The sequence below is a fragment of the Gardnerella vaginalis genome (genome assembly GCF_001563665.1).
In the GTDB taxonomy this organism is placed as follows: Bacteria; Actinomycetota; Actinomycetes; order Actinomycetales; family Bifidobacteriaceae; genus Bifidobacterium; species Bifidobacterium vaginale_A.
The window spans coordinates 19,552-42,234 of sequence record NZ_KQ961850.1 but is presented as its reverse complement, the minus strand read 5'-3'; the positions used below and the strand labels follow the sequence as shown (position 1 = coordinate 42,234).

At 37.5% G+C, this 22,683-nt stretch carries 18 protein-coding genes; all 18 read right to left on the bottom strand.

The window, feature by feature from the left end:
• Positions 1–21 precede the first annotated feature (21 nt).
• Positions 22–1,125 (bottom strand): phospho-N-acetylmuramoyl-pentapeptide-transferase, encoded by a 1,104-nt coding sequence (mraY, locus tag HMPREF3230_RS00520; protein WP_075523047.1) that lies wholly within the window; start codon positions 1,123–1,125, stop codon positions 22–24.
• Positions 1,122–2,807 carry a UDP-N-acetylmuramoyl-tripeptide--D-alanyl-D-alanine ligase gene (locus HMPREF3230_RS00515; RefSeq protein ID WP_082266202.1) on the bottom strand — a complete coding sequence of 562 codons (1,686 nt, stop codon included), beginning with the start codon at positions 2,805–2,807 and terminating at the stop codon, positions 1,122–1,124. The genes mraY and HMPREF3230_RS00515 overlap by 4 nt, the downstream gene beginning before the upstream one ends.
• A gap of 166 nt (positions 2,808–2,973) precedes the next feature.
• Positions 2,974–4,083, bottom strand: a complete 1,110-nt coding sequence (locus HMPREF3230_RS00510) for a UDP-N-acetylmuramyl peptide synthase (protein ID WP_075523046.1) — start codon at positions 4,081–4,083, stop codon at positions 2,974–2,976.
• A 35-nt stretch (positions 4,084–4,118) separates the two neighbouring features.
• Complete coding sequence (locus tag HMPREF3230_RS00505; protein ID WP_075523045.1) at positions 4,119–5,963, bottom strand: peptidoglycan D,D-transpeptidase FtsI family protein; 1,845 nt, start codon at positions 5,961–5,963, stop codon at positions 4,119–4,121.
• Positions 5,963–6,613 carry a hypothetical protein gene (locus HMPREF3230_RS00500; RefSeq protein ID WP_075523044.1) on the bottom strand — a complete coding sequence of 217 codons (651 nt, stop codon included), beginning with the start codon at positions 6,611–6,613 and terminating at the stop codon, positions 5,963–5,965. Before HMPREF3230_RS00500 ends, HMPREF3230_RS00505 begins: the two co-directional genes overlap by 1 nt.
• On the bottom strand, positions 6,613–7,674 hold the full coding sequence (gene rsmH / locus HMPREF3230_RS00495; protein ID WP_075523043.1) for a 16S rRNA (cytosine(1402)-N(4))-methyltransferase RsmH: 1,062 nt from the start codon (positions 7,672–7,674) through the stop codon (positions 6,613–6,615). Before rsmH ends, HMPREF3230_RS00500 begins: the two co-directional genes overlap by 1 nt.
• A complete protein-coding gene (gene mraZ, locus HMPREF3230_RS00490) occupies positions 7,674–8,495 on the bottom strand; it encodes a division/cell wall cluster transcriptional repressor MraZ (RefSeq protein WP_196489625.1) in 822 nt (273 codons plus the stop codon). The genes rsmH and mraZ overlap by 1 nt, the downstream gene beginning before the upstream one ends.
• A gap of 251 nt (positions 8,496–8,746) precedes the next feature.
• On the bottom strand, positions 8,747–9,226 hold the full coding sequence (locus tag HMPREF3230_RS00485) for a GreA/GreB family elongation factor (RefSeq protein ID WP_075523042.1): 480 nt from the start codon (positions 9,224–9,226) through the stop codon (positions 8,747–8,749).
• A 32-nt stretch (positions 9,227–9,258) separates the two neighbouring features.
• Entirely contained in the window at positions 9,259–9,666 is a 408-nt protein-coding gene (locus tag HMPREF3230_RS00480; protein WP_075523041.1) for an FKBP-type peptidyl-prolyl cis-trans isomerase, read from the bottom strand.
• Positions 9,667–9,871: 205 nt separating this feature from the next.
• Entirely contained in the window at positions 9,872–11,347 is a 1,476-nt protein-coding gene (locus tag HMPREF3230_RS00475; protein WP_269137038.1) for an L-serine ammonia-lyase, read from the bottom strand.
• A 52-nt stretch (positions 11,348–11,399) separates the two neighbouring features.
• Positions 11,400–13,985, bottom strand: a complete 2,586-nt coding sequence (locus HMPREF3230_RS00470; protein ID WP_075523040.1) for an HAD-IC family P-type ATPase — start codon at positions 13,983–13,985, stop codon at positions 11,400–11,402.
• Entirely contained in the window at positions 13,975–14,652 is a 678-nt protein-coding gene (locus HMPREF3230_RS00465; protein ID WP_155642858.1) for a hypothetical protein, read from the bottom strand. The genes HMPREF3230_RS00470 and HMPREF3230_RS00465 overlap by 11 nt, the downstream gene beginning before the upstream one ends.
• Positions 14,653–14,718: 66 nt before the next feature.
• Positions 14,719–15,222 (bottom strand): DUF3180 domain-containing protein, encoded by a 504-nt coding sequence (locus tag HMPREF3230_RS00460; protein ID WP_075523038.1) that lies wholly within the window; start codon positions 15,220–15,222, stop codon positions 14,719–14,721.
• Positions 15,222–16,802: a hypothetical protein gene (locus HMPREF3230_RS00455; RefSeq protein ID WP_075523037.1), complete on the bottom strand. Its 1,581-nt coding sequence runs from the start codon at positions 16,800–16,802 to the stop codon at positions 15,222–15,224. Before HMPREF3230_RS00455 ends, HMPREF3230_RS00460 begins: the two co-directional genes overlap by 1 nt.
• Before the next feature lie 177 nt (positions 16,803–16,979).
• The gene (gene ftsH / locus HMPREF3230_RS00450; RefSeq protein ID WP_075523036.1) at positions 16,980–19,103 is read right to left on the bottom strand and encodes an ATP-dependent zinc metalloprotease FtsH; all 2,124 of its coding nucleotides are present in this window, start codon (positions 19,101–19,103) and stop codon (positions 16,980–16,982) included.
• An 81-nt stretch (positions 19,104–19,184) separates the two neighbouring features.
• Complete coding sequence (gene hpt / locus HMPREF3230_RS00445; RefSeq protein WP_075523035.1) at positions 19,185–19,739, bottom strand: hypoxanthine phosphoribosyltransferase; 555 nt, start codon at positions 19,737–19,739, stop codon at positions 19,185–19,187.
• A 1-nt stretch (position 19,740) separates the two neighbouring features.
• On the bottom strand, positions 19,741–20,976 hold the full coding sequence (gene tilS / locus HMPREF3230_RS00440; RefSeq protein ID WP_075523034.1) for a tRNA lysidine(34) synthetase TilS: 1,236 nt from the start codon (positions 20,974–20,976) through the stop codon (positions 19,741–19,743).
• Between the two features lie 46 nt (positions 20,977–21,022).
• Positions 21,023–22,672, bottom strand: coding sequence for a D-alanyl-D-alanine carboxypeptidase/D-alanyl-D-alanine-endopeptidase (locus tag HMPREF3230_RS00435; protein ID WP_230955885.1), 1,650 nt, complete (start codon positions 22,670–22,672; stop codon positions 21,023–21,025).
• Positions 22,673–22,683: the final 11 nt, after the last annotated feature.

Here is a 22,683-nt window from a genome sequence, read left to right as displayed (position 1 = left end):
AAAAGACAATCTTGGATTCAATCAAATCAATAATCCAGTACGACCAGCCCAATCTGCATAGAATATCATCAATGCAGAAAGCACAAACATAAACTCAATCATCCAGAAACGAACAACTACTTTTGTTTCAGTCCAACCGAGAAGCTCAAAATGGTGATGAATCGGAGCCATCTTAAACACTCTTTTATGAGTAAGCTTAAAGAAACCGACTTGAATAACATCACTCATAGTTTCAATCACAAATAATCCGCCTAAAATAACAGCCAAAAATTCTGTATGTGTAGCAATTGATAGTGATGCAAATAATCCACCCAAAGCCAAAGAGCCAGTATCTCCCATAAAGACTTGAGCAGGATTCGAATTAAACCATAAGAATCCGAAACATGCGACTCCTGCACAAACAGCAATAATAGTTAAATCAAGCGGATCGGAAACAGCGTAAGAAAATCCTGGTCTAACTGAACCTTTAACGTGATACGATTCCCAAAAAGCGATTAGCGCATAACCAGTAAACGCAATCATTGAAGATCCAGAAGCTAATCCATCTAAGCCATCAGCCAAATTAACAGCATTAGACCAAGCAGCCATTAAGAAATTAACCCAAACAATAAATAATATTGTGCCTATAAAAGTTCCAAAAATAGAGAAATCAAAAAATGGCTTCTCAATAAAACTCACGCCCATTTGAGCACTTGAGAATCCAGAAGGAGTTGGAAGAATAAGAGAAAGTAAAGCATATAAACTTGCAAAAATGATTTGACCAGTAAGCTTAGCGCCAACAGAAAGACCTAAATTACGCTTTTTACGAACTTTAGCAAAATCATCAATAAATCCAAGCAAACCCATGGAAAGCATTGCAAATAACACGAGCACTGCGGACCACGAAGGAGCACGATTAGACGAGAAATAGCGGTATAAAGCAGATGCAGACCATCCTGCAACAACAGCCAAGTTTATGACTACTCCACCCATAGTAGGCGTTCCACGCTTAACTTTATGAGATTGAGGACCATCTTGACGTATATATTGACCGTAATGCAAATGATTTACTAAACGAATCAAAAGAGGCGTTCCGATAATAGTTACAAGCAGAGCCACTAAGATTCCTACAATAAGAGCAATCAACGCTTAACCTCCATTTGACTACAAGATTCAACGCAAGTAACCTCTTGCTGTTTAGAAGATTGCAAACAATCCCATTTCTCAGCCAACGCGCTTAAACCAGACGCATGAGATCCTTTTAACAACACTACACTACGCGAATGCTGCGCAACAAGCGACCAAACTTTTTTATCTGCTTCAATCGTATCATGCACCAAAAAAACTTCTGTTTCTGATTCAGAATCATCTAATTTTTCAACCGAATTATTTTTTGAAGAGCTTAATGCTCCATTTACAATACACTCAGCTAAATGATCTAAATCTTTAGAATCCTTAGAGCCGACTGCAATAATAGCGTTTACTTTATGCGAAACTGCATAAGCGCCAATATTTTCATGAAGAAAATCTTCATCTTTTCCAAGTTCCAACATGGAACCAAGAACAGCAATACGAAATAGCGAATTATTATCACAACGTTCATAAGCACATAATCCATCAATTCCAGCTTTCATAGAATCTGGATTAGCATTGAAAGAATCATCAATAAGAGTGAAAGACTGATTATTATTGCAAACAGTTGAAACTTGCATACGATGAGGGCTTATATGCGAAACGTTATGCAAAACTTCAGCAATATCTTTTAACTTCATTCCAAAATATCTAGCGACATTAGCAGCAGCAAGAGCGTTCATAATATTATGCTCACCTTGCAACGAAAGATGGATATTTTGGCTAGATTCATGCGATTTAGATTCGCTAACTCCAGATTCCGTAGTCTTAGATTCACTAACTCCAGATTCACATGCATTAAACTCTTTAAATACAGCTGAAGCACAACCGTAGCTATCTAAACTCACATCTTCAGCAATAATGCAATACTGCGATTTTTTATTTTTAATTCCAAACCAACGTATTTTATCTTCATCAGCTAAAGATTGCATAGCAGCTACACGAATATCATCCGCATTCAAAACAGCAACGCCGTGAGGAACTAAGCCTTTTACAATTTCACTCTTTGCTTGAGCTATGCGCTCAACAGAACCAAATTCACCTAAATGAGCAACACCAACTTTTAACACAATAGCAATATCAGGAGGAGCAATATTAGTTAAATACGTGATTTCACCAACGTGATTAGCTCCCATTTCTGCTACTAAGAATCTAGTGTTTTCTCCAACACGCAAAGCTGTTAAAGGAAGACCGATTTCATTGTTAAATGAACCAATAGGCGCAACAGTTTCACCCATCTTCATTAACAATGTTCTAAGCATATCTTTTGTAGTCGTTTTACCAACAGAACCTGTAATTCCAATAATCGTAAAAGGAGAGCTACTTTCACGGCGGCGGTCAATATTATGCTTTGCAAGAGAACCTAAAGCTTTAACAGTATCTTTAACAACAATTTGAGGAAAACAAGAAGAAACACCAGAAACTAAATGGTTGACAATTGCAACTGAAGCGCCCACAGTTGCAGCTCTATCTACATAATCATGTCCATCTACACGCTCGCCTTGAATAGCTACAAATACAGAACCTTCGCGTACTTGCCGAGAATCACTACACGTATAAAAAGCGCAAACTTTATTACAATCATAAGACGCATCAACATGAACATCACCGTTCACTGCTTGCGCAATTTCGCTAACACTCATAGGCATCATGCCAATATGAGATTTGTAACTATCAGCGCTTTCAGTGCAGCTCATCAAATCCTCCTAATAACGATTTTGCATCGTATCGGCATACATCAGCATTATTCATTTCATGTTCATAACTTGTTCATGCAACAAAATACAAACGACCGAAATATATAATAGCAACAAAATCTTAAATTTTAACTTATAACACGGCTATCAATGTATAACACGGCTATCAATGTAATTCACGAGATACTCGCAATGCACTTTTTATTGTTCCGCGGCGCACGCCAGCAGCGAGAACCATAGCAATAGAAAGAGAAAGATGACGATTCACATCTTTTCCACCAATGCTATCTACTAAATCAGCTAATTCATCTGATTCTTTAGTTCTAGTGATGCAATACGAACGCTCACGACAATAAAAGCCGTAACGCTGTTGCAAAGAATAAAAACTTACAACAGGCTTAACATCAACCTTTTGTACAAGTACATTAGAATCCTTAGAATCCAACTTAGAATCAGAATCGAAATCTTTAGAGCTCTCAGAATGAATAGTATTAGCATTAAAACTATTTTCACTACTATTACTATTCTCACTATTCTCATTTTTAGAAGAATCTTTATAGCTATTTCTACTTAAGAAATTCTTAATTGATTCTTCAGGAGGAGTTGGAGGAATCAGTGAAATCGTACGCTTCTCTTCGCTCTCTACACCTAAAACATCAATATTTACAGATTGCAAAGCATCTTTTTCTAACGTTTGAGAATTCAAAGCGATAACAACAGCAGCAGCACCATCTTCTACACAAACAGAAAGATTATGTTGTAAATCAGCAATTCCTAAAGGATAATCTAATTGCAATTCCCGTTGCAAAGATGAAGATCCAGCATCACTTATAACACCAACAGGATTACCAAGCATATGAAGAAAATCAGCTAAACGCAATACATTAGCGTGTATATCATCATCGTCATCTCCAGCAACAGCAAAAGTAGCTACACAAGAAGATGGATCGTTATTTACATCACAAACAAGCTTGCCAAGTGAAATTGGATTGAAAGAAGAAATAAGTAAAGGCATGCCAATATTATTCGCTTCTGACTTAAACTCAGGAGGAACAAGAGCAGCATAAGCACCTGCATCACGAGCAGCTTCCAATTGACGACGATCAACATGACATGTCGGCGCAAATAATGCACCAGGACGCACTTTACGCACATCTGAAGCAACAGAAGTCACAGTAACACCAGAACAAAATTCTGGAACTACTTCAAAACCGTAATTTTCAGCAGCATAACCTAACGTAACACGAGTTCTTGAAAACTCATCAACAGCATTCATATTCAATATTCACACTCGCTCTAACTTGTAATGCATTACCATTCTACAGCAGTTGCGTTTCCACGAGGAGCAGACAGAGGAATATCATACTTTTGCATCAAGAACTCACCAATTGTTTTAACTATAGGCGCTGCAGTAACAACACCATACGTTCCTCGAGGATTTCTCAAAACAACTGTTATTGCAAATTTAGGATTGTCTGCAGGCATAACTGCAGCACAATCAGCAATAATAGAAGTAAGACTTTTACCAGTTGAACCAGCAACCTGTGCAGTACCACTTTTAGCAGCAATACGATAGCCATCAATACGCAAGAATTTCTTATAAGATTCAGCAGTACTTTCCATAGCATCCATCATTTGAGATGCAACATTTTCATCCAAAACTCGCGTAGCTTCAGGACGCTTATTTTCACTCACTCTTCCACTAGGATCGATTACAGACTTAATAACAGATTGCTTTAGCTTTACACCTTTATTTGCAATAGTCGCGATTGCATTAGTTATTTGCAAAGCATTAGTAGCATATCCTTGACCAAACAAAACAGTATATTGTTTTCGTCCATCCCAAGATTGTGGACTAGATAAGATTCCTTTAGATTCACCTTGCAAATCTAAGCCAGTATATTGTCCAATACCAAATTTTGAAAGAAACTCATAACGCTTGTTATTAGGATACTTTTCGCCTGCTAGAATCATGCCAACATTAGAAGATTTTCTTAAAATTCCAGCCAAAGTCAAACGCTCAACACCATGGCTGTGAGCATCGTGGAAAACTTGACCATTCTTGTTAATAGATCCTGGAACAGCGAATTGATCTGTAAGCTTATGAGCTCCACTTTGCAACATTCCAGCCATAGACAATGCTTTTCCAACAGAACCTGGCTCAAAAACTTGGCTAACAGCACGAGAAATATTGCGCTTAGCTTCTACGCTGCCAGCATCAATAGTATCTGTATCTTCAATTGCTAGTATTTGACCAGTGTGAATATCTTGCACAACAGCGATACCCCATTCAGCTTTATAAGTATTTTTACCATCCATTAAAGCTTTTTTAACATACCAATCAACATCGCTGTCAATAGTTAATTTCACATCGTTACCATTTACAGCAGGCTTTGTTTCTAAAACAGTTCCAGGAATGCGCTGAGAACCAGTTCCATTCCCCTGATAACGCTGATAACCGTCAACTCCAGTCAATTGTTTATCTTCACTTAATTCAATTCCCGAGATTCCAACATCACCTTTACGGCCTTTAGCTACTTTAGAATCAGTTTCTCCAGCATCAACAACAGCGCCAATAAAAGATCCTAAAATATTACCGCTAGAGTACACACGCTTACTACTTTTCTCAGCGTAAATACATCCAGAAAGATTTAATTTATCAATTTTTTGCTTTTCTTCAGGACTTACATCACGCTTAATAACAGTATAACGTCCAGAAGTAGCTAATTTACCGCCAATTTCCATAGATGTCATATGTAAAACAGGAGCAAGCAAACGTGCAACCGCTAAAGCACCAGTTGCTTCAACAGGTTTTCCGTTAATTGAATGGCAATTATTCTTCGTTTTGGCACTACAAGCAGTAGGAATAAATGTTTGCGCATTCAAAGGATCGCCAATAATGTTGTATCTTTCAATACTTTGCGCTAACACAGTTCCATTAGCATCAAGTATTCGTCCACGACGAGCAACAATCTTACGCACTCTACTACGTTCTAATTGTGCAGCTTCAGCAGTTTGGCGAGAATTTATAATCTGCGCGGAACTGAGTTTAACTATAGCTACTGTAGCTAAGAACATAAAAAGGAATACGATAGTCATACATTTACGTGTAAATACACTGTATTGAGAAATGAATCTCTTTATAGCGTTGAACATTATCGTTTCTCCTGTGTTGCTGTTTTATTAGTCTTAATTTTTGATTTAGAAGTTTTATCTTTTTGTTCTCTTGTTTCTGACTTTTTATTAGAACCAGAATTAGAGTCAGATTTCTCAACAAAATTAGATCCAGACTTATCATTCTTAGAGCTGGATTTAGAATCTTTTTTATCATCATGCTTTTTCGCATAATCACTTAAATCAATAGTGATTGCACCTTGTTGAGGAATCATACCCATTTCTTGAGCTTTAGCAGGCAACTGAGCTTCTAACGCATCCAATTGAGCTTGCTTACTTTCAAGATCTTGACGCTCTTTAGAAATAGCTATTTGTAATCTTGTTTGTTCAAAAGAAAGAGCAGCCATTTGCGTACGAATAGCTAATGAAACAGTTAGCGCAATAACTAGGAATAACACGATGATAATAATGTTAAAAACAGGAACCATACTCGTATTACTCCACGCAACAACCTTATTAAAATGCTCTAAAATAGGCGATTTAACAGATTCTGAATATGAGCGAGATTTATTCACGCTACCTGAATACTCATTACGAGTGTGCGTATCTTTAACACTTGATCTGCCAGCTGGAGCAGAAGAAGTAGACGAAGATACTCTTGGCAAACGATTTTTTAAAGAAGGCAATTTCATTATCTACCTCCTTTAGCGCGAGAAATACGATTAAAAGCAGACTTGCCATCTACACTTAACACACCTAAAGCTTCATCTTCAAAACGCTTACGGAAATGAGCAGGCAAATCACGCTTCAACTCAATTGCACGCAAACGAACGGATGCAGAACGAGTATTATGAGCTATTTCTTCACTAGAAGCTTTAATTGCTCCACGAGTCAAAGACTCAAAGAAAGGTTGCGCATCATCTGGAATTACAGGCATTGAAGACGGAACATCAACAGTTAAACCTTGATTCATAAAACGCTTAACTGTTATATCTTCCAAAGAATGATAAGACTCAACAACAAGACGCCCATTTTTACGTAAGCGCAAAGCAAGTTGAGGTAAAGTTCTAGAAAGCTTATCTAATTCTCCATTAACTTCGATTCTTAAAGCTTGGAATACACGCTTAGCAGGATTTCCAGGTGCTCTATGTGCTTTTGGAATAACATTATCTACTAAATCAACAAGTTGGCTAGAAGTAGTCAAAGGATTAGATTCACGAGTTTTAACAATTTTACGAGCAATAGGAGCAGCAAAACGCTCTTCACCGTATTCACGGAAAATTCTTATAAGACTTTTCTCATCATAAGTTGCAAGAATAGTTGCAGCAGTAGTTGATTGAGATACATCCATGCGCATATCTAAAGCAGCATCATGAGAATATGAAAATCCACGATTTGTTTCATCAATTTGCAAGCTTGATAATCCAAGATCCATAAAAGCAGCATCAATGAAATCAATTCCATGAGATTCAAGCACATCACTTACTTCATCAAATGCTGCATGTGCTGGAATAAAACGGTTTTCAAGACCTTCATTACGCATTCTGGCTGTAGCTAATGAAAGTGCTTCACTATCTCTATCTATTCCGACTAATGTTGCAAGAGGAGCAGCTTTCAAAAATGCACTAGCATGACCTGCAAGTCCTAAAGTGCAATCAACAACTATTGCTCCTTCATGATTTAGTGCAGGAGAAACAAGATTAACACATTCTTGTAGAAGTACAGGCTGGTGAATAGTTGTAATATCTGTCATCACATCACCACCGGAAGTACATCATCCGCAATATCAGCGTATCCCTGTTCGCGATCCGCAAGATATTCATTCCAAGCTGTCTTATTCCAAATTTCAGCACGAGTTCCAACGCCTATAACGACAATTTCATCTTCGAGATTTGCATATTCGCGAAGCATAGGAGGAACAACGATACGACCTTGTTTATCTGGTTCTTGATCAACTGCCCCAGAAAGAAATACTCGTAAATAATCGCGAGCAGATTTATTGCTCATTGAAGTATGCTGAATTTGAGAAGTTATACGCTGGAATTCTTGCATTGGGAGCACATAAACACATCTCTCTTGACCTCTAGCCATAACAAAACCAGTTCCCAATTGCGCACGAAACTTAGCAGGCAAAGCAACGCGACCCTTAGAATCAATCTTCGGAGTATACGTTCCTAAAAGTATGACAGATGTAGGCTGAGATACTTGCATCGGAGATTGCACAGGCATGGTGCACAATTGAGCTTGCTGAGGGACTTGCTGAGGAGTCACCTGAGGAGCTTGAGGTGCTTGAGCATAATACATAGGCATTGCAGGCTGGCAATTAGGCGGCAAAGGAGAGTTAAACACCGGCTGAGGAGCTTGCTGAGCATAGTAACATGCAGAAGAATCTGAATAGTTTTGTGAATAAACTGCAGATGTTTGCGCATTCGCACTATTATTTGATGCTTTAGATTGATCATACTTTTGCACTGGCATATGCATTTTCTGAGAATTATTAACATCATTAGGCACAGCTTCAGAGGAAGAATTGGCAATATTGTGCGATTCTTTGCTATGTGAAGAACGTACCATACTACCACCTCCTTAACAATATGCGCTATGCCACGTGCACAATGCTCCCCATTTTACTCCACCCATCACCAAAAATCCCCACTTTTTACAAAAAATATATTTTTTTAATAAGGATTTTCCACTATTTTGATTTTTAAAAATTCAATTGAATGATTTTTCAGCTAAAAATCAAAGCTATAGGCAAAAAACCATAAAAAAAAACGACACCCGATATAACGGATGCCGTTTCTTAATATCTAAACGAGTTATACTCAAGACATTGGATGAGCACTCTTAATAGTTACAGACATTTGACGACCATTAGGAGTGAAGTAAGTAACTGTATCTCCAGTATGCGCTCCCATAATAGCTGCGCCAATTGGAGATTCAGGGCTAACTACATCATATTCAGTTGCAACAGCAATATCTCTAGAACCAACTACATAAGTCATCTCTGTTCCAGCTAATTCAAGAACAACTAACGAGCCATTGCCAACTAAACCATCTTCTGGAGCTTCAAGAATCTTAGCGTTACGAAGCTTAACAATAAGCTCATTGATACGCCCTTCATTCTTACCTTGCTCCTCACGAGCAGCCTGATATCCTCCATTTTCAGACAAATCACCTTCAGCTCGTGCAGCTGCAATACGCTCAGTAATTTCTTCGCGATATTCGCCTTCTCTATGCTCTAACTCTTCTTTTAATTTGTCATACGCTTCTTGCGTCAACAAAATTGTTTTTTCTTCTTCCATAGCAATCTCCTTTACTCGACGCAACACGCAATTCAGCGAGTCGAAATAATATCAATCACGAATACAAGCGTAGCTCCACCAGGAATTCCAGCTTGAGGAACTCCACGAGAACCATATCCACACTCAGGAGGAATTGAAACCAACAAACGAGATCCAACATTATGACCTGGAACAGTACGATCCCAACCCTGAATTACCTGACCTACGCCAATTGCAAAACTTGCAGGAGTATGACGAGTAAAACTAGAATCAAACGGCTTATCTGAACCCCAAACAACTCCATGATAATTAACAGTTACAGTATCTCCTGAACGAACAAGAGGACCATCTCCCTCAACCAATTCAACAATCTTAAGACCTGCTGGCGGCGTGGCCGTTGGGAACGTCACCGTTGGCGTAGTACCAAACTCTGCAAGCACTTGCGGCATATCCTTTGACATTTTACCTCCTTTATAAACTTTTGAAACATGCTATAGGTTACACAATTATACAGTATTATGACGTGTTTTAGATTAGCACTCAAGTATTACGTTTACTATACACTTGCAACGCTAATAAACTAGTACATATTTACATACTTATACATACTTAAAAGCTAACACTCAAGTTCACATTAAAAACCAGTACTAAAGTTCACATTAAAAACTAGCACTCAACGACATTTACAGCTAAACCGCCTTTAGAAGTTTCACGATACTTCGACATCATGTCGTGACCAGTTTCTTTCATAGTTTTAATTGCTTTATCTAAACTTACTATATGAGAACCATCTCCAAGCATAGCCATTCTAACAGCATTGATAGCAGTATTTGCAGCCATAGCATTACGTTCAATACACGGTATTTGCACAAGACCGCCAACAGGATCGCAAGTTAAACCTAAATGATGCTCAATTCCTATTTCTGCAGCATTTTCAACTTGCTCAGGAGTTCCACCTAAAACCTCACACAATCCAGCAGCAGCCATAGAACAAGCAGAACCAACTTCTCCTTGACAACCAACTTCTGCACCAGAAATAGAAGCATTCCTCTTAAACAAATAACCAACAGCTCCAGCAGCCAGCAAAAATCGCACAATACCATCTTCATCAGCAGAATCAACAAAACGCCAATAATATTGCAATACCGCAGGAATAATGCCAGCAGAGCCGTTAGTAGGAGCAGTTACAATACGCCCACCACCAGCATTTTCTTCACTTACAGCGAGCGCAAAAAGATTCACCCAAGCAGAATCAGAACTTTCTAAAGCGCAATCAGCGCGGCGCCTATCATTTCGCAACATATCTGAATTAGCAGAAAGTCTTTTATACATTCGTGGAGCACGACGAGGAACATCTAATCCTCCAGGCAAAATATTCTGAGTCGATTTGCAACCATTTTCAACGCATTTACTCATCACATTCCAAACATGTAATAAATAGTTGCGCACATAGCAAGAATCGCCTTCATGCAAAGCTAATTCATTTTGCCACACAACATCACTTATAGACATATGCTCTTTATTGCAAATAGAAATTAGCTCATCACACGAAATAAATGGATATGGAACTGTTGAATCTTTAATAGAGTCGTTATTTTTAGGATTATCTAATTTATTCGATTCATCACTTTCTGCATCAGTGCGATCATGCAATCCAACCATTGCATCATCAGCAAAACCTTTACGTATGAATCCTCCGCCAATTGAATACCATACTTGCTCATCAACTAAATCACCATTTGAATCAGTACAAACAAATCGCATACCATTTGGATGAGCAACCATACGTTTCCATTTTTCAAAAATCACATCATTGTCATAATCAAAATCAATAGTATGCTCATGAGCAAGAGTTAAAGTACCACTTGCTTTACAATCTTGCCTAATAGTCATCATGTGCTCAGTGTCAACATCATCTGGAAGATTACCTTCAAGACCAGCAACACAAGCACGATCAGTACCATGACCTAAACCTGTAAGAGATAACGAGCCATAAAGTGTTACTGATACGTGTTTTACATTACGCAATATTCCTTTGTCTTTGAGAGAAGTAACAAAAGCATAAGCAGCACGCATAGGCCCTACTGTGTGCGAAGAGCTAGGACCAACACCAACAGAAAACATTTCTAAAATACTGAACACAATTCTATTGTAAGCATAAAAGTAATGCACTTCGACACTTTACGAATATTATTCAGCGCTTAACGATATTATTCAACACTTTACGAATGTTAAAAGATATCGTAACGCATACAAACCAAAGTATTACAGCACAAATAACAGCGCTAATCATAAATATGAGTTCAAATCCGTAAGTCGGTATATGAATTTCAAAGAATTTAGATACAAATGGTATAAAAGCACCTAAAACGCCAATCAAAGCAAAAAGCAATACCATAATTGCTCGCCATGAAAATAGAGGACGTGAAACTCTAGACAAGACTAGAATGCCAATTACGAAAACAATAACAGCGCATATGCTGCGCGTAGTAGTAATACCTTGAATACTACCAATAAAAGCTGTTAAAAGTACAGATACTGCTATAGCAAAACCGCTAGGCAAAGCAAATCTTACAACCCTATTCAAGAATCCTGGCAAATATCTGCGTGTATTAGGAGCTAGAGCAAGCAAGAAAGCCGGAATTCCAATCGTCAATGAGCCAATATAAGTTATGTGTCTAGGCAAATAAGGGAAATGCAACCCAAGTAACACAACACCTGCAGAAATCAATGCAGAATACACAGTTTTTACTAGGAAAAGTCCAGCAACACGCTCCATATTTGCCATTACTTGACGCCCACGAGCTACGACATCCGGAAGATGTGAGAATTGAGAATCAACTAATACTACTTGCGCTACAGCCTTAGCAGCAGGAGCAGCATTACCCATTGCAATTCCAAGATCAGCTTCCTTCAAAGCAAGAGTATCGTTTACTCCATCACCAGTCATAGCAACAACATGACCGTTAATATGAAGAGCCTCAACAATAGCTTTCTTTTGCTCAGGAAGGACTCTTCCTAAAACATCAACGTTTTCAATAACTTTAGCTAATTCATGAATATCATCAGGAAGTTTACGAGCATCCATTGCTATTGGTTTCACATCTCCAGTTAAACCAACTTTGCGCGCAACAGAAGCAACAGTTGTTGGATTATCTCCTGAAATCACTCTACATCTAACACCTTGATTGCGGAACCATTCAAGAGTCTTATACGCATCAGCACGCACTCTTTCAGAACAACGAACTAAAGCAATCGGCTTAGCTTTAGAGCAAATAGTAGGATTATCTGAAAAACTTTGTTTGTAATTATTTTTTACACACGCAAGCATAAGCACGCGTTCACCTTGTTCAGCATACGAATTAACAAGATTCAAAATTGAAGAATAATCTTCTTCGCACTCAAAAGAACTTGTTAATACTTCTGGAGCACCCATATACCAAGTAGCAAATTCAGAATTTGAAAATTCATAGCATATTGCACTCCATTTTCTTGAAGATGAGAATGGAAGTCTTACAGAAATATTTTCACTAGGCTTAATACCACTTTGCATTAAACCATCTATAATAGCTTTTCCAGTAGCATTTGGATTTTCTTCATTAGACAAATCGTAAAGAGCTTGAGAAATACTTAAATCACTTATGTCACTTAAATCACTTGGATAAGCTGTGTCGCTTAACTTATTTAAATCACTTAAACTAGATTCAAAATTATTAAGATTTTTTATTCCAACAAAAGCAATACCGCCATCTGTAATAGTTCCCGTTTTATCTAAATTCAAGCAATCAACTCTAGCTAAAGTTTCAACAGATTCTAGCTCTTGAACTAATGTATTCTTACGCGCAAGACGCATAGCAGCAACAGCAAAATTAAGAGATGTTAGCAATACAAGACCTTCAGGAATCATTCCAACAACTCCAGCCACAGCTGAAACTACAGCACCTCTCCACTCTCCAGTGTTTAAAGCGTATACAAATCCTCCAACTTTATGCATTTGCGACCATACGAGCAATACACATAAAGGCACAACTACAAAAGTCATATATTTTAAAATCTTATTTATTCCGCGACTTAAATCCGAAATAGTCTTTGTATAAACTTTTGCTTGGCAAGCTAACTTAGAAGCATAACTATTCTCCCCTACTGCAATCACTCGAGTTAAAGCTACTCCAGAAACTGCTGTAGAGCCAGAATATACGCAATCGCCAGTAATTTTACGCACTGTAGCAGATTCGCCTGTAAGCATGGATTCATCCATCTCAAGACCCCACGAATCTAAAACTTCTACATCTGCTGGAACTTGTTCGCCAGAACGCACCCATAGCAAATCGCCAAGTACTATATTTTTATGCTCAACTTCTACATTTTCATTATTTCGTCTAACTATTGAATGCGATGCTATAAGAATAGAAAGTTTATCTAAAGTATGCTTTGCTTTAAGTTCTGTAACAATACCAATACCAGTATTAACTAAAATTACTGCCCCAAAAACAGCATCTTTCCATGAGCCAGTAGACAAAACTACAAGCATTGCAATAAAAATAATCGCATTAAAAAGCGTGAAAACATTGGATCTAACTATATCTACAATAGAACGTGAAGTTCTTTTAGACGTAATGTTTACATCACCTTTTAACACAGCTTGTTCAACTTGCGAATCCGATAAACCATTCTCTTCAACATACGGAAGTGATGCTTCAGAATGCGAATAGGCTCTCAAAGAATTGGATTCCTTAGAAGATTTAATATCATTATTACTATTTGATAATTTATCTTTCATCAACAATCACTTCCTTTTCATGTGGAATATTGTCAATTATTGCACGAACAATTTTAGATAAAGACGTTTTTTTAATATTTCTATTTTTAATCGTTTTTGTTATTTTTTCTTTATCTTTTAAATACGTTGGGAAATAAGCTTTAGCTGCATAAAGCGTAGTATCGCTAGGAGGTTTTATAGGATTAACTAACAAAACAGGAATTCCTGCACGCCTAACATCAAGCAAAGCAGATTCCCATTTTCTTAACGATGACATGTTTTCTCTACTTTTTAACTTCGATTTATTAGACTTCGATTTATTAGATTGCTTAGATGAGCTATTTTCATAAGAAGACTTAGAGGAATCAGACGAATCACTATCGTCATGCGAATTAACGTTAATCTCGTTAATAATCACTAAAGAAGACCGACTGTTAGAAGCATCTCTAATAGCATCATAAGCTGCACTAGCAGGATTTTTAATATCTGAAATAGAAACATAAGATGCTTTCATTCCAGAATTAGCACAAGAATCAAGAACTGAGGTATCAAGAGAGAAAGAAGATGAACCTATAACAACAATACGAATATCGTTCACATCAATTCCATCATGAACTATATCGTTAGATTTACCAGAATCACCAACAGCTTCACCTTGTGGCTCGCATGCTGTAAGAGAGACAATCATTACAGCTACTGAAACTAGTGTAAAAAATCTAAAAACAACACGCATATTGATTAAATTAAGGTCAAACTATGCGACTGGAGCAGACGCACGCTGAGAATCCTCAGTTCTCTCATTTTTATCTTCAGGCGGTAATTGACACAACCATTCACCAACAATTCCAATAATCATGTCAATAAAGCAAACTAACGCTGCTATAGAACATTCACGAACAACAGATGCATAAATAGGAACTTCACTATGAGAAACACTCATAACAATTTGCCCAATGTACCAGCCTATTAAAATTGCACACGCCATACCCAATGACTTAGAAAGCATGAGTGCAATAACGAATTTGCGATGATTCGGCACCTTGCGATCTTCAGGTTTCGCTGTTGCATATTGATGAGTTTGCCAAGCAAGTACAAAAGTCGTAATGCCTAAAATAATCATGACTAGAATCACAATCCATGGCGCTCCAGCAACCATAATTGCACTGGATTCAGTCATAGAAACAGACATTGCACCAAGCACAAATCCGCCTATACAACCAAGTACAAAATACCACCAAGGAGTACGATAAGCTTTCATTAGCAATTCCCCATAATCCAACGTTCTGAATAAATACCAACATTAGAAGAATCAGGCGTAAACGCCATCAAATACCCTAGAGGATTGCCATCAATAAAAGCATCTTTCTCAACTTGATCCCATGGAAGTAACTCAGCAGCTGAAAGCTTAGACAAAACAATACTTGCATCTTTAGCTTCCAAAATACTTGTATCAACTGATTTAGTAGAGTTTTCTGGAGCACTATACAAACGCATTCCAATAATATGAATTTGTATATCTTTAGAATGAGCACGAGAAATTTGTAACAATCGTTGAATAGTATCGTATTCATCAACATTTGAAGAAACAACAAATACAGCAGAATATTCGTCTGAAGAATCACTACTTACAATATAAAGAGCGGAAATTCCGTCAATTCGCATCACTACTTTTTTGCTTTGCTCACAAGCTACCATGCTATCGAACATTGCTAAACGAGTAACATCTTTAGCAGGACCACGCATAGCTACAATCGTAGTAGTTTTCATAGGGAAATATTGAGAAGGACGAGGCTTATATTCCGAATCAGTGTCTTCACACTCATAACTGACAGCATCGCTTCCACAATCTACAACATTATCGTCATATTGCATACCGCTAAAGTAATCATCAAGCCTAGTGTCATCTTCGCAGTCATATGACAAGAATGATTTATGATTAGTAAATCCTAAATTCTTTAGTGAAGGAACACCATTTTCCAGGTTAATATAATCATCTTCACTTAAGTTTTCAGCATCATTTTTAGAAGAAAATACGTTTTTATTTGCATGACGAGCGTGAGAATCTTCATTATCGTTTAATGAATCTTCTACTGAATTATCGAATGAATCTTCTTCTGAATCATCACCTGAATCATCATAAGATTTGCTCAAGCTATTATTTGAATCTTGATTGTTATTTAAATCAGACTCTTTACTATCATCATTTTCATAAGGTTTGTAAGAGTCAGGAATATATCTCTCATCGTCATAGTCGAAATCATCATAATTCAAATCATAATTAGGATAAGAAGGAGCAGACAAAGATTTCATTGGATTTTCAAGAGAATTATCAACATCATCTGCAACTCTTCGAAGAGTCACAGAAATATCATCTAATTCAACATTCAAACCATTTGAAGAATCAGTTGACTTAGAAGACTCAGTCGACTCATGAGAAGAAGAAACATGATTAGAATCACTATTTTCTTTAACTTCGCAAACCTTTATATCACTCTCAGCAGTATTATCATTTTCTTTATTCGCGCGAAAAGCTGCATGAACAGTAATTTCAGCTTCATTGACTTGCCATGAGCGCAAAGCGGAATCAATCAATCTACCAGCTACAAGCTCAAGAGTAATAGAAGGATTGCTAAGAATATAATCTTCACTCTCGCACGCACGTAAATCTCTAGCAAGACGTTGAGTAACTTGAGCTATATCAATTGTTTGAGAAACTTCACCTTTTACAGCAGCATGAAGAAAAAGACGTAATGCTACATCAACTCCAGTAATACAATAGGGGCCAATAAGAACGTTCCCACCTTTAGGCCTAATCCCTGTAAATTTGATGGCATCCATATTGACCCCCTTTTTTCACTCTCGAGCGATTACTTAATAATAATCATTTATTTATATCTTTATACAACTTAAATAACTAAGCAACAATACTTAAAAGATTTTATTTCCAAATATTCACTTAGTTATAAAGATATTTATTTACAATGATTTACAAAATAACCTTATCTACTAGAAATACTAATCAGCGTTTTGTTTATCAGAAACATTACGCTTCAAAACTTCTGGAATTTCAACAGGAGGAATATCAGAATCTGGTCGTTGCTCGTTCGAAAGCCACAAATCACGTTCAGGAGCTTTACGAATATTACTAAATATTTCTTTTAGCTCTTTCTCGTTCAAAGTTTCTTTTACAAGCAATTGACGAACTAACTCATCTAACACATCGCGATTATTATTGATAATCTCCCATGCTTCGCTATGAGCAGTTTCAATAAGATTATGAACTTCCTCATCTATTACTTCAGCAGTACGATTTGAGAACTTTCTAGGCTGCAAAGAATCAAGAGAACCAGAAGAATCATCATCCGCATCCATCCACTTTACAGAACCAAGCTTAGATGAAAAACCGTACTCAACTACCATCTTCCTTGCAATTGCAGTAGCTTTCTCAATATCGTTAGAAGCTCCTGTAGTTGGATCATGGAATACAACTTCTTCAGCAGTTCTACCACCCATAGCATAAGCCATTTGATCAAGCAATTCATTTCTAGATTCAGAATAGCGATCTGCAGTAGGCATAACAGCTGTGTATCCAAGAGCGCGCCCACGAGGCAAAATCGTCACTTTTGTGACTGGATCAGTATGATGCAATGCAGCAGCAACAAGCGCGTGACCGCCTTCATGATAAGCAGTATTTCGTAACTCATCTAGAGCCATTCCCTTTGACCTTCTACGAGGTCCTGCTTGAACACGATCTATAGCTTCATCAATAGCGCGATTATCAATCAATTGAGCGCCAGAACGAGCACACAAAAGTGCAGCTTCGTTAAGTACATTAGCTAAATCAGCACCAGTGAAACCAGGAGTACGAACAGCAACCATGTGCAAATCAACATCTGGAACAAAAGGCTTACCTTTAGCATGTACCTTCAGAATCGCCTCACGTCCTTCCAAATCAGGCGCTTCTACAGCAACTTGACGATCAAAACGACCCGGTCGGAGTAATGCAGGATCTAGAACGTCTGGACGATTAGTCGCTGCAATAATAATCAAATTCGTATCATTATCGAAGCCATCCATTTCAACGAGAAGCTGGTTCAAAGTTTGCTCACGTTCATCGTGTCCACCATTCATACCGCTACCACGACGACGTCCAACTGCATCAATCTCATCAATAAAAATAATTGCAGGAGCATTCTTCTTTGCTTCATCGAAAAGCTCACGCACACGAGAAGCACCAAGACCAACAAACATCTCAACAAAGTCAGAACCAGCCATAGCATAGAACGGTACTCCTGCTTCGCCAGCTATAGCGCGAGCTAACAAAGTCTTACCAGTTCCTGGAGGGCCATAAAGTAACACACCTCTCGGAATCCTAGCACCCAAAGCTTTATAACGAGATGGATCTTTTAAGAAGTCCTTAATCTCTTCAACTTCTTCAACTGCAGACTGTTCACCTGCAACATCAGAAAACTTAGTATTAGGAGTTTTACCTTCAATAAGTTTTCCTCGTCCGCGAGGTCCACCCATTCCAAGAAAACTACTTGCATTGCCTCCCATTTTGCTAAACAAGAGCCAAATCATGCCGAGGAAAATGAAAATAGGCAAAAGTGAAGTAAACAAGTAAGAAAGAATACCAGACTGCTGAATGTTCACATTCCAACCATTTACAGGCTTAGCATCTTTAACTTGCTTAACAATATCTTTAGATTGAGCATAAACGTAGTAGAATTGCACTTCCTTACCATAATCTCGCTTTTGCTTACTTCGAGTATCTAATTTACGGAAGTTTTCATTTAACGTAAGCTTAACTAATTGCTTATTATCAATGATTTCTACGTAATTCGCCTTATGCGATTTCAACAAAGATATACCATCATTTGTGTCTATATTTTGCGCTCCATTATGCGCAAACATCTGGAAACCGACTATGGAAAGTAGAACTAAAAGTATAATCCAAGTCCAAGGCGATTTCCAAAATGGCTTACGAGAATCGTCATTATCTTGACGATTATCGCGATTATCATTCCCTTTTTTGCCGTCTTTACGAGGGGATCGTGGATTCATAAATGGATTATTGTTATCCCCTCCACCAAGAGGATTTCCCATTGGACCACGCGGTGTCATAGGAGAAGCGCCCATACAATCAGGCTCCTTTCAAACTCCATTAAATACACATAAATTCAGATAATATTTTCAAATACAAATTACTTAACTGATATATTAAGACTCATATATTGATGGCTTTAAAACAGCTATAGAATTCAAATTCCTGTATCGTTCATCGTAATCCATTCCAAAACCTACAACAAACGCATCAGGAATTTCAAAACCTTTATAATTTATCTCTACATCTACTTCACGACGAGCTGGCTTAGTGAGCAACGCGAATACTTTAACACTTGCAGCACCGCGACTTTTAAGCTCTTTTACCAACCAATCTAGAGTACGACCAGAATCTACAATATCTTCAACGATAAGAATATCGCGACCTGCAACATCAGTACTCAAATCTTCGCGGACAGTAATATTACCACTTGTTTTAGTACCAGAACCATAACTTGAAAGACTCATGAAATCCATAGATGCATTGATACTCAATTCTTGCGAGAATACAGCAAGCGTGTTCACAGCTCCTTTAAGAACAGCAACTAGCAAAAGATTACTATTCTTATAATCCTCACTAACTTGAGATGCAACCTCACGGATTCTCTTCATAAGGTCATCATGACTAATCAATTCATAGTCAATGTCATCGCGTATATCTGAAATCTGCATGCTACCTATAATTGCATAAACGAATGACTGAAGCGTTTTTTACGCCTACGCGACACGCTTTGACATTGCAAGGTAAAGAAACTGGCTTTTGACCATGCCAATTACTAATTAGTTCATCTATAGAAGTTATATGGCTAGAAGAAAATCTGAGATTCATAAGACTAAGTGCGCGAGCAATAACACGTCTTCTAATAGATATATGGAAATCCTTTAAAGTTTTAACATCTAAAGTAATCTCAATATTTTTATTATCCGAAGTTATGCTACTAGCGCAATTATCACTAGCACAGTTATCACAATCGCAAGCGCAAGCGCAATCAGCACAATTATCACAAGCGCAATTATCACAATGCTTAGAGTCAGAATCGTTAAAAGTAGAACTATAAAAATTAACTGTCATAACTTTAGAAACAACATCATCAACTTGAGAATTAATATATTCTAAATCGTCTTGTGCTAACTTCGCACCTCTAGATAAAAGATTAACAATATTTGCATTAAAGAAATGAGAAATATACGGAATAAGCGTATGCCTTACGCGAGAACGCAACGGGTAATTCTTATGCAATTCTTGATTTTTAGGTACGCAATCGCCGTTAGTTGGATCATCCCACCACTTTATTGAAAAATCTTCACAAATTCCTGTAGTTTCATCACGAGTAATTTGCAAAAGTGGACGAGCAAATCTAATACCATCCCTAAAAATAATCGCATTCATACCAGCAATCGCTTCCAAACCTGAAGAATCGCGCAAACCTATAACAACGGTTTCAGCTTGATCATCAGCAGTATGAGCTAATAATACGACTGACGCATTTAAAATTTTAGCGCGGCGAATAATAGCAGCATACCTAGCATCTCTAGCAGCAGCTTCTATACCAATACCGCTATCTAATACTTTTATTGATTCGATATAAATTAAATCAGAGCTAATACCCAATTTTTTACATTGATTAGATGCTTCAATAGCAACTTTTTCAGAAGAACTTTGCAAATTATGATTAACAATAACAACTCCACAGCGCAAGCCTCTGCTTGCACAAACTTTTGACGCTAACGCAACTAAAGCTAATGAATCCCTGCCGCCAGAACACGCTATAAGAACCAATGGAGCATCACACTTCGGAGCATGAAAGCCATGGCGAAGAAATTGTTTATCTTGAACAGTTAAATCTAATTCGTCAAAACAATGGCTAATTTCGCCAATTCCTGCACGCACACGAGATGAATAAACCATATTCTTATTATAAAACGCTACACTTTATAAATTAAAACTTTACGCTTTATAAATTCGGTAAAGCGCTCATAAATTTACTAATTGCTGCAAAAGACATTCCATGACTCTTAGGATTATTTACAACAACAGCAAAAACAAGAGTACCACCCTTTTTTCGAGTTACGTTTCCAGTCAAAGAAGTAACTTTATCTAAGGATCCAGTTTTTACTCTTATCATTCCAAGAGCAGACTCATCTTTCAACAATCTACGAGCAGAACCAATAAATCCAGGCAAAGCTAATCCTTGTGCAGCAGCAGAACCTTTTCCAGCTCTCAAATTAAGTAACTGCACTTGAGCTAAAGTAGTCACTCGCAATGAAGACTTAGGTGAAAGTCCTGAACAATCAGACATATGCAAACCTTCAGTATTAACACCTAATTTTTTTAATCCTTCAACAACACTTTTAACAGCACCTTCAGGAGAATTACTTTCACCTTTAGCTAAAGCTGTTAAACGTCCAAATTCTTCTGCAAGTGAATTGTCAGAACGTCTAAGCATATATCCAAGTATCTCGCTTAAAGTTGCAGATGATACATGCGCAATTGGAAAAGCATTCGGAGTAATTAAAGACTTGCTTTTACTTATTTCACCAGAAAAATCAACGCTAATACCTTGCTTTGATAACAAATCAACGAAAGTTTCTGCTACCTTTTTAGGTTGATTTTGATCTAAAGGAGGGTAATCATCTAAATCATCTGCATCATGACCCAAGCTAAGCCAATAATTAAAATTACGCTTACGACCGCAATCTATAGCCATAGATGAAGTCGGCTCATAATAATAATTTCCTTCGTTATTTTCATGAACAAGAGGTGGATAGCGTTTTTCACCAAATAACGAATCATCAACAGAAAGATGAACAGACGAAATTCCCCTATTCTTCAAAGCTATAGCAGTATTCTTCGCTAGAGTAGCTAAACCAGCTCTGCCATTTACATGGTTGATATCGTTTTCACCTGCACCTAAGAGCATATCTCCATTGCCTTTTAACACAATCTTCGAAGCTTTAGCGTTAAGAGCATATACGAATGTGTCTAAAGTAGATCCCATATCTAATGTGTGTGACGCAACAGCAGCAGTTAGAGTTTTAAGAGTAGAAGCAGGCTCTCTAGGTATGTCTGGATTGTGCGTTGCAACAACATTACCATGAAAGTCTTCTATTACAACAGAAACATCATTGCCAACACCGGCATCTTCAACTAAAGATTTTATAAGAGATTGTGCTGAATCCTTATCTATACTACTTCCAGCTTCAGCTTGTGATGAAACGGATGAAACGCTTAAGAAACTATCTTCTCGTTCGATTGGATTTACACGATTTACGGATTTGATAGTTAGCGGACCTGGAATAATATCGTAAATATCAAATAAAATATACGAAAAAGCCACGGAAATGCTTAAGATAAAAGAAACTATTACTGTAAACCAGCGTAATTTATAAGAATAATTACGAGAACGCCCGATAGAAGAACTACTTAAAGTATTGTTACTTGAAGTATCACTAGAAGACTTATCAGAAGACTCACTAGAAGAATCACTAGAAGTATCACTACTTAAAGAATTACTACTAGAAGAATCACTAGAAGATATATTTTTTACAATATCAGAATCAGAAAATTCGCTAACATCGCGCATAGACTCTTCTGAATTGACCATTACTATACCTT

What these genes read in the sequence shown, in the direction of transcription:
- HMPREF3230_RS00460 (WP_075523038.1), bottom strand. Translation starts at nt 15,222, where the DNA reads ATGAAAGCTTATCGTACTCCTTGGTGGTATTTTGTACTTGGTTGTATA.
- HMPREF3230_RS00485 (WP_075523042.1), bottom strand. Translation starts at nt 9,226, where the DNA reads ATGGAAGAAGAAAAAACAATTTTGTTGACGCAAGAAGCGTATGACAAA.
- HMPREF3230_RS00455 (WP_075523037.1), bottom strand. Translation starts at nt 16,802, where the DNA reads ATGGATGCCATCAAATTTACAGGGATTAGGCCTAAAGGTGGGAACGTT.
- HMPREF3230_RS00510 (WP_075523046.1), bottom strand. Translation starts at nt 4,083, where the DNA reads ATGAATGCTGTTGATGAGTTTTCAAGAACTCGTGTTACGTTAGGTTAT.
- HMPREF3230_RS00480 (WP_075523041.1), bottom strand. Translation starts at nt 9,666, where the DNA reads ATGTCAAAGGATATGCCGCAAGTGCTTGCAGAGTTTGGTACTACGCCA.
- HMPREF3230_RS00505 (WP_075523045.1), bottom strand. Translation starts at nt 5,963, where the DNA reads ATGTTCAACGCTATAAAGAGATTCATTTCTCAATACAGTGTATTTACA.
- HMPREF3230_RS00470 (WP_075523040.1), bottom strand. Translation starts at nt 13,985, where the DNA reads ATGAAAGATAAATTATCAAATAGTAATAATGATATTAAATCTTCTAAG.
- HMPREF3230_RS00435 (WP_230955885.1), bottom strand. Translation starts at nt 22,672, where the DNA reads ATGGTCAATTCAGAAGAGTCTATGCGCGATGTTAGCGAATTTTCTGAT.
- hpt (WP_075523035.1), bottom strand. Translation starts at nt 19,739, where the DNA reads ATGCAGATTTCAGATATACGCGATGACATTGACTATGAATTGATTAGT.
- HMPREF3230_RS00515 (WP_082266202.1), bottom strand. Translation starts at nt 2,807, where the DNA reads ATGAGCTGCACTGAAAGCGCTGATAGTTACAAATCTCATATTGGCATG.
- HMPREF3230_RS00465 (WP_155642858.1), bottom strand. Translation starts at nt 14,652, where the DNA reads ATGATTGTCTCTCTTACAGCATGCGAGCCACAAGGTGAAGCTGTTGGT.
- HMPREF3230_RS00500 (WP_075523044.1), bottom strand. Translation starts at nt 6,613, where the DNA reads ATGAAATTGCCTTCTTTAAAAAATCGTTTGCCAAGAGTATCTTCGTCT.
- ftsH (WP_075523036.1), bottom strand. Translation starts at nt 19,103, where the DNA reads ATGGGCGCTTCTCCTATGACACCGCGTGGTCCAATGGGAAATCCTCTT.
- mraZ (WP_196489625.1), bottom strand. Translation starts at nt 8,495, where the DNA reads ATGGTACGTTCTTCACATAGCAAAGAATCGCACAATATTGCCAATTCT.
- tilS (WP_075523034.1), bottom strand. Translation starts at nt 20,976, where the DNA reads ATGGTTTATTCATCTCGTGTGCGTGCAGGAATTGGCGAAATTAGCCAT.
- rsmH (WP_075523043.1), bottom strand. Translation starts at nt 7,674, where the DNA reads ATGACAGATATTACAACTATTCACCAGCCTGTACTTCTACAAGAATGT.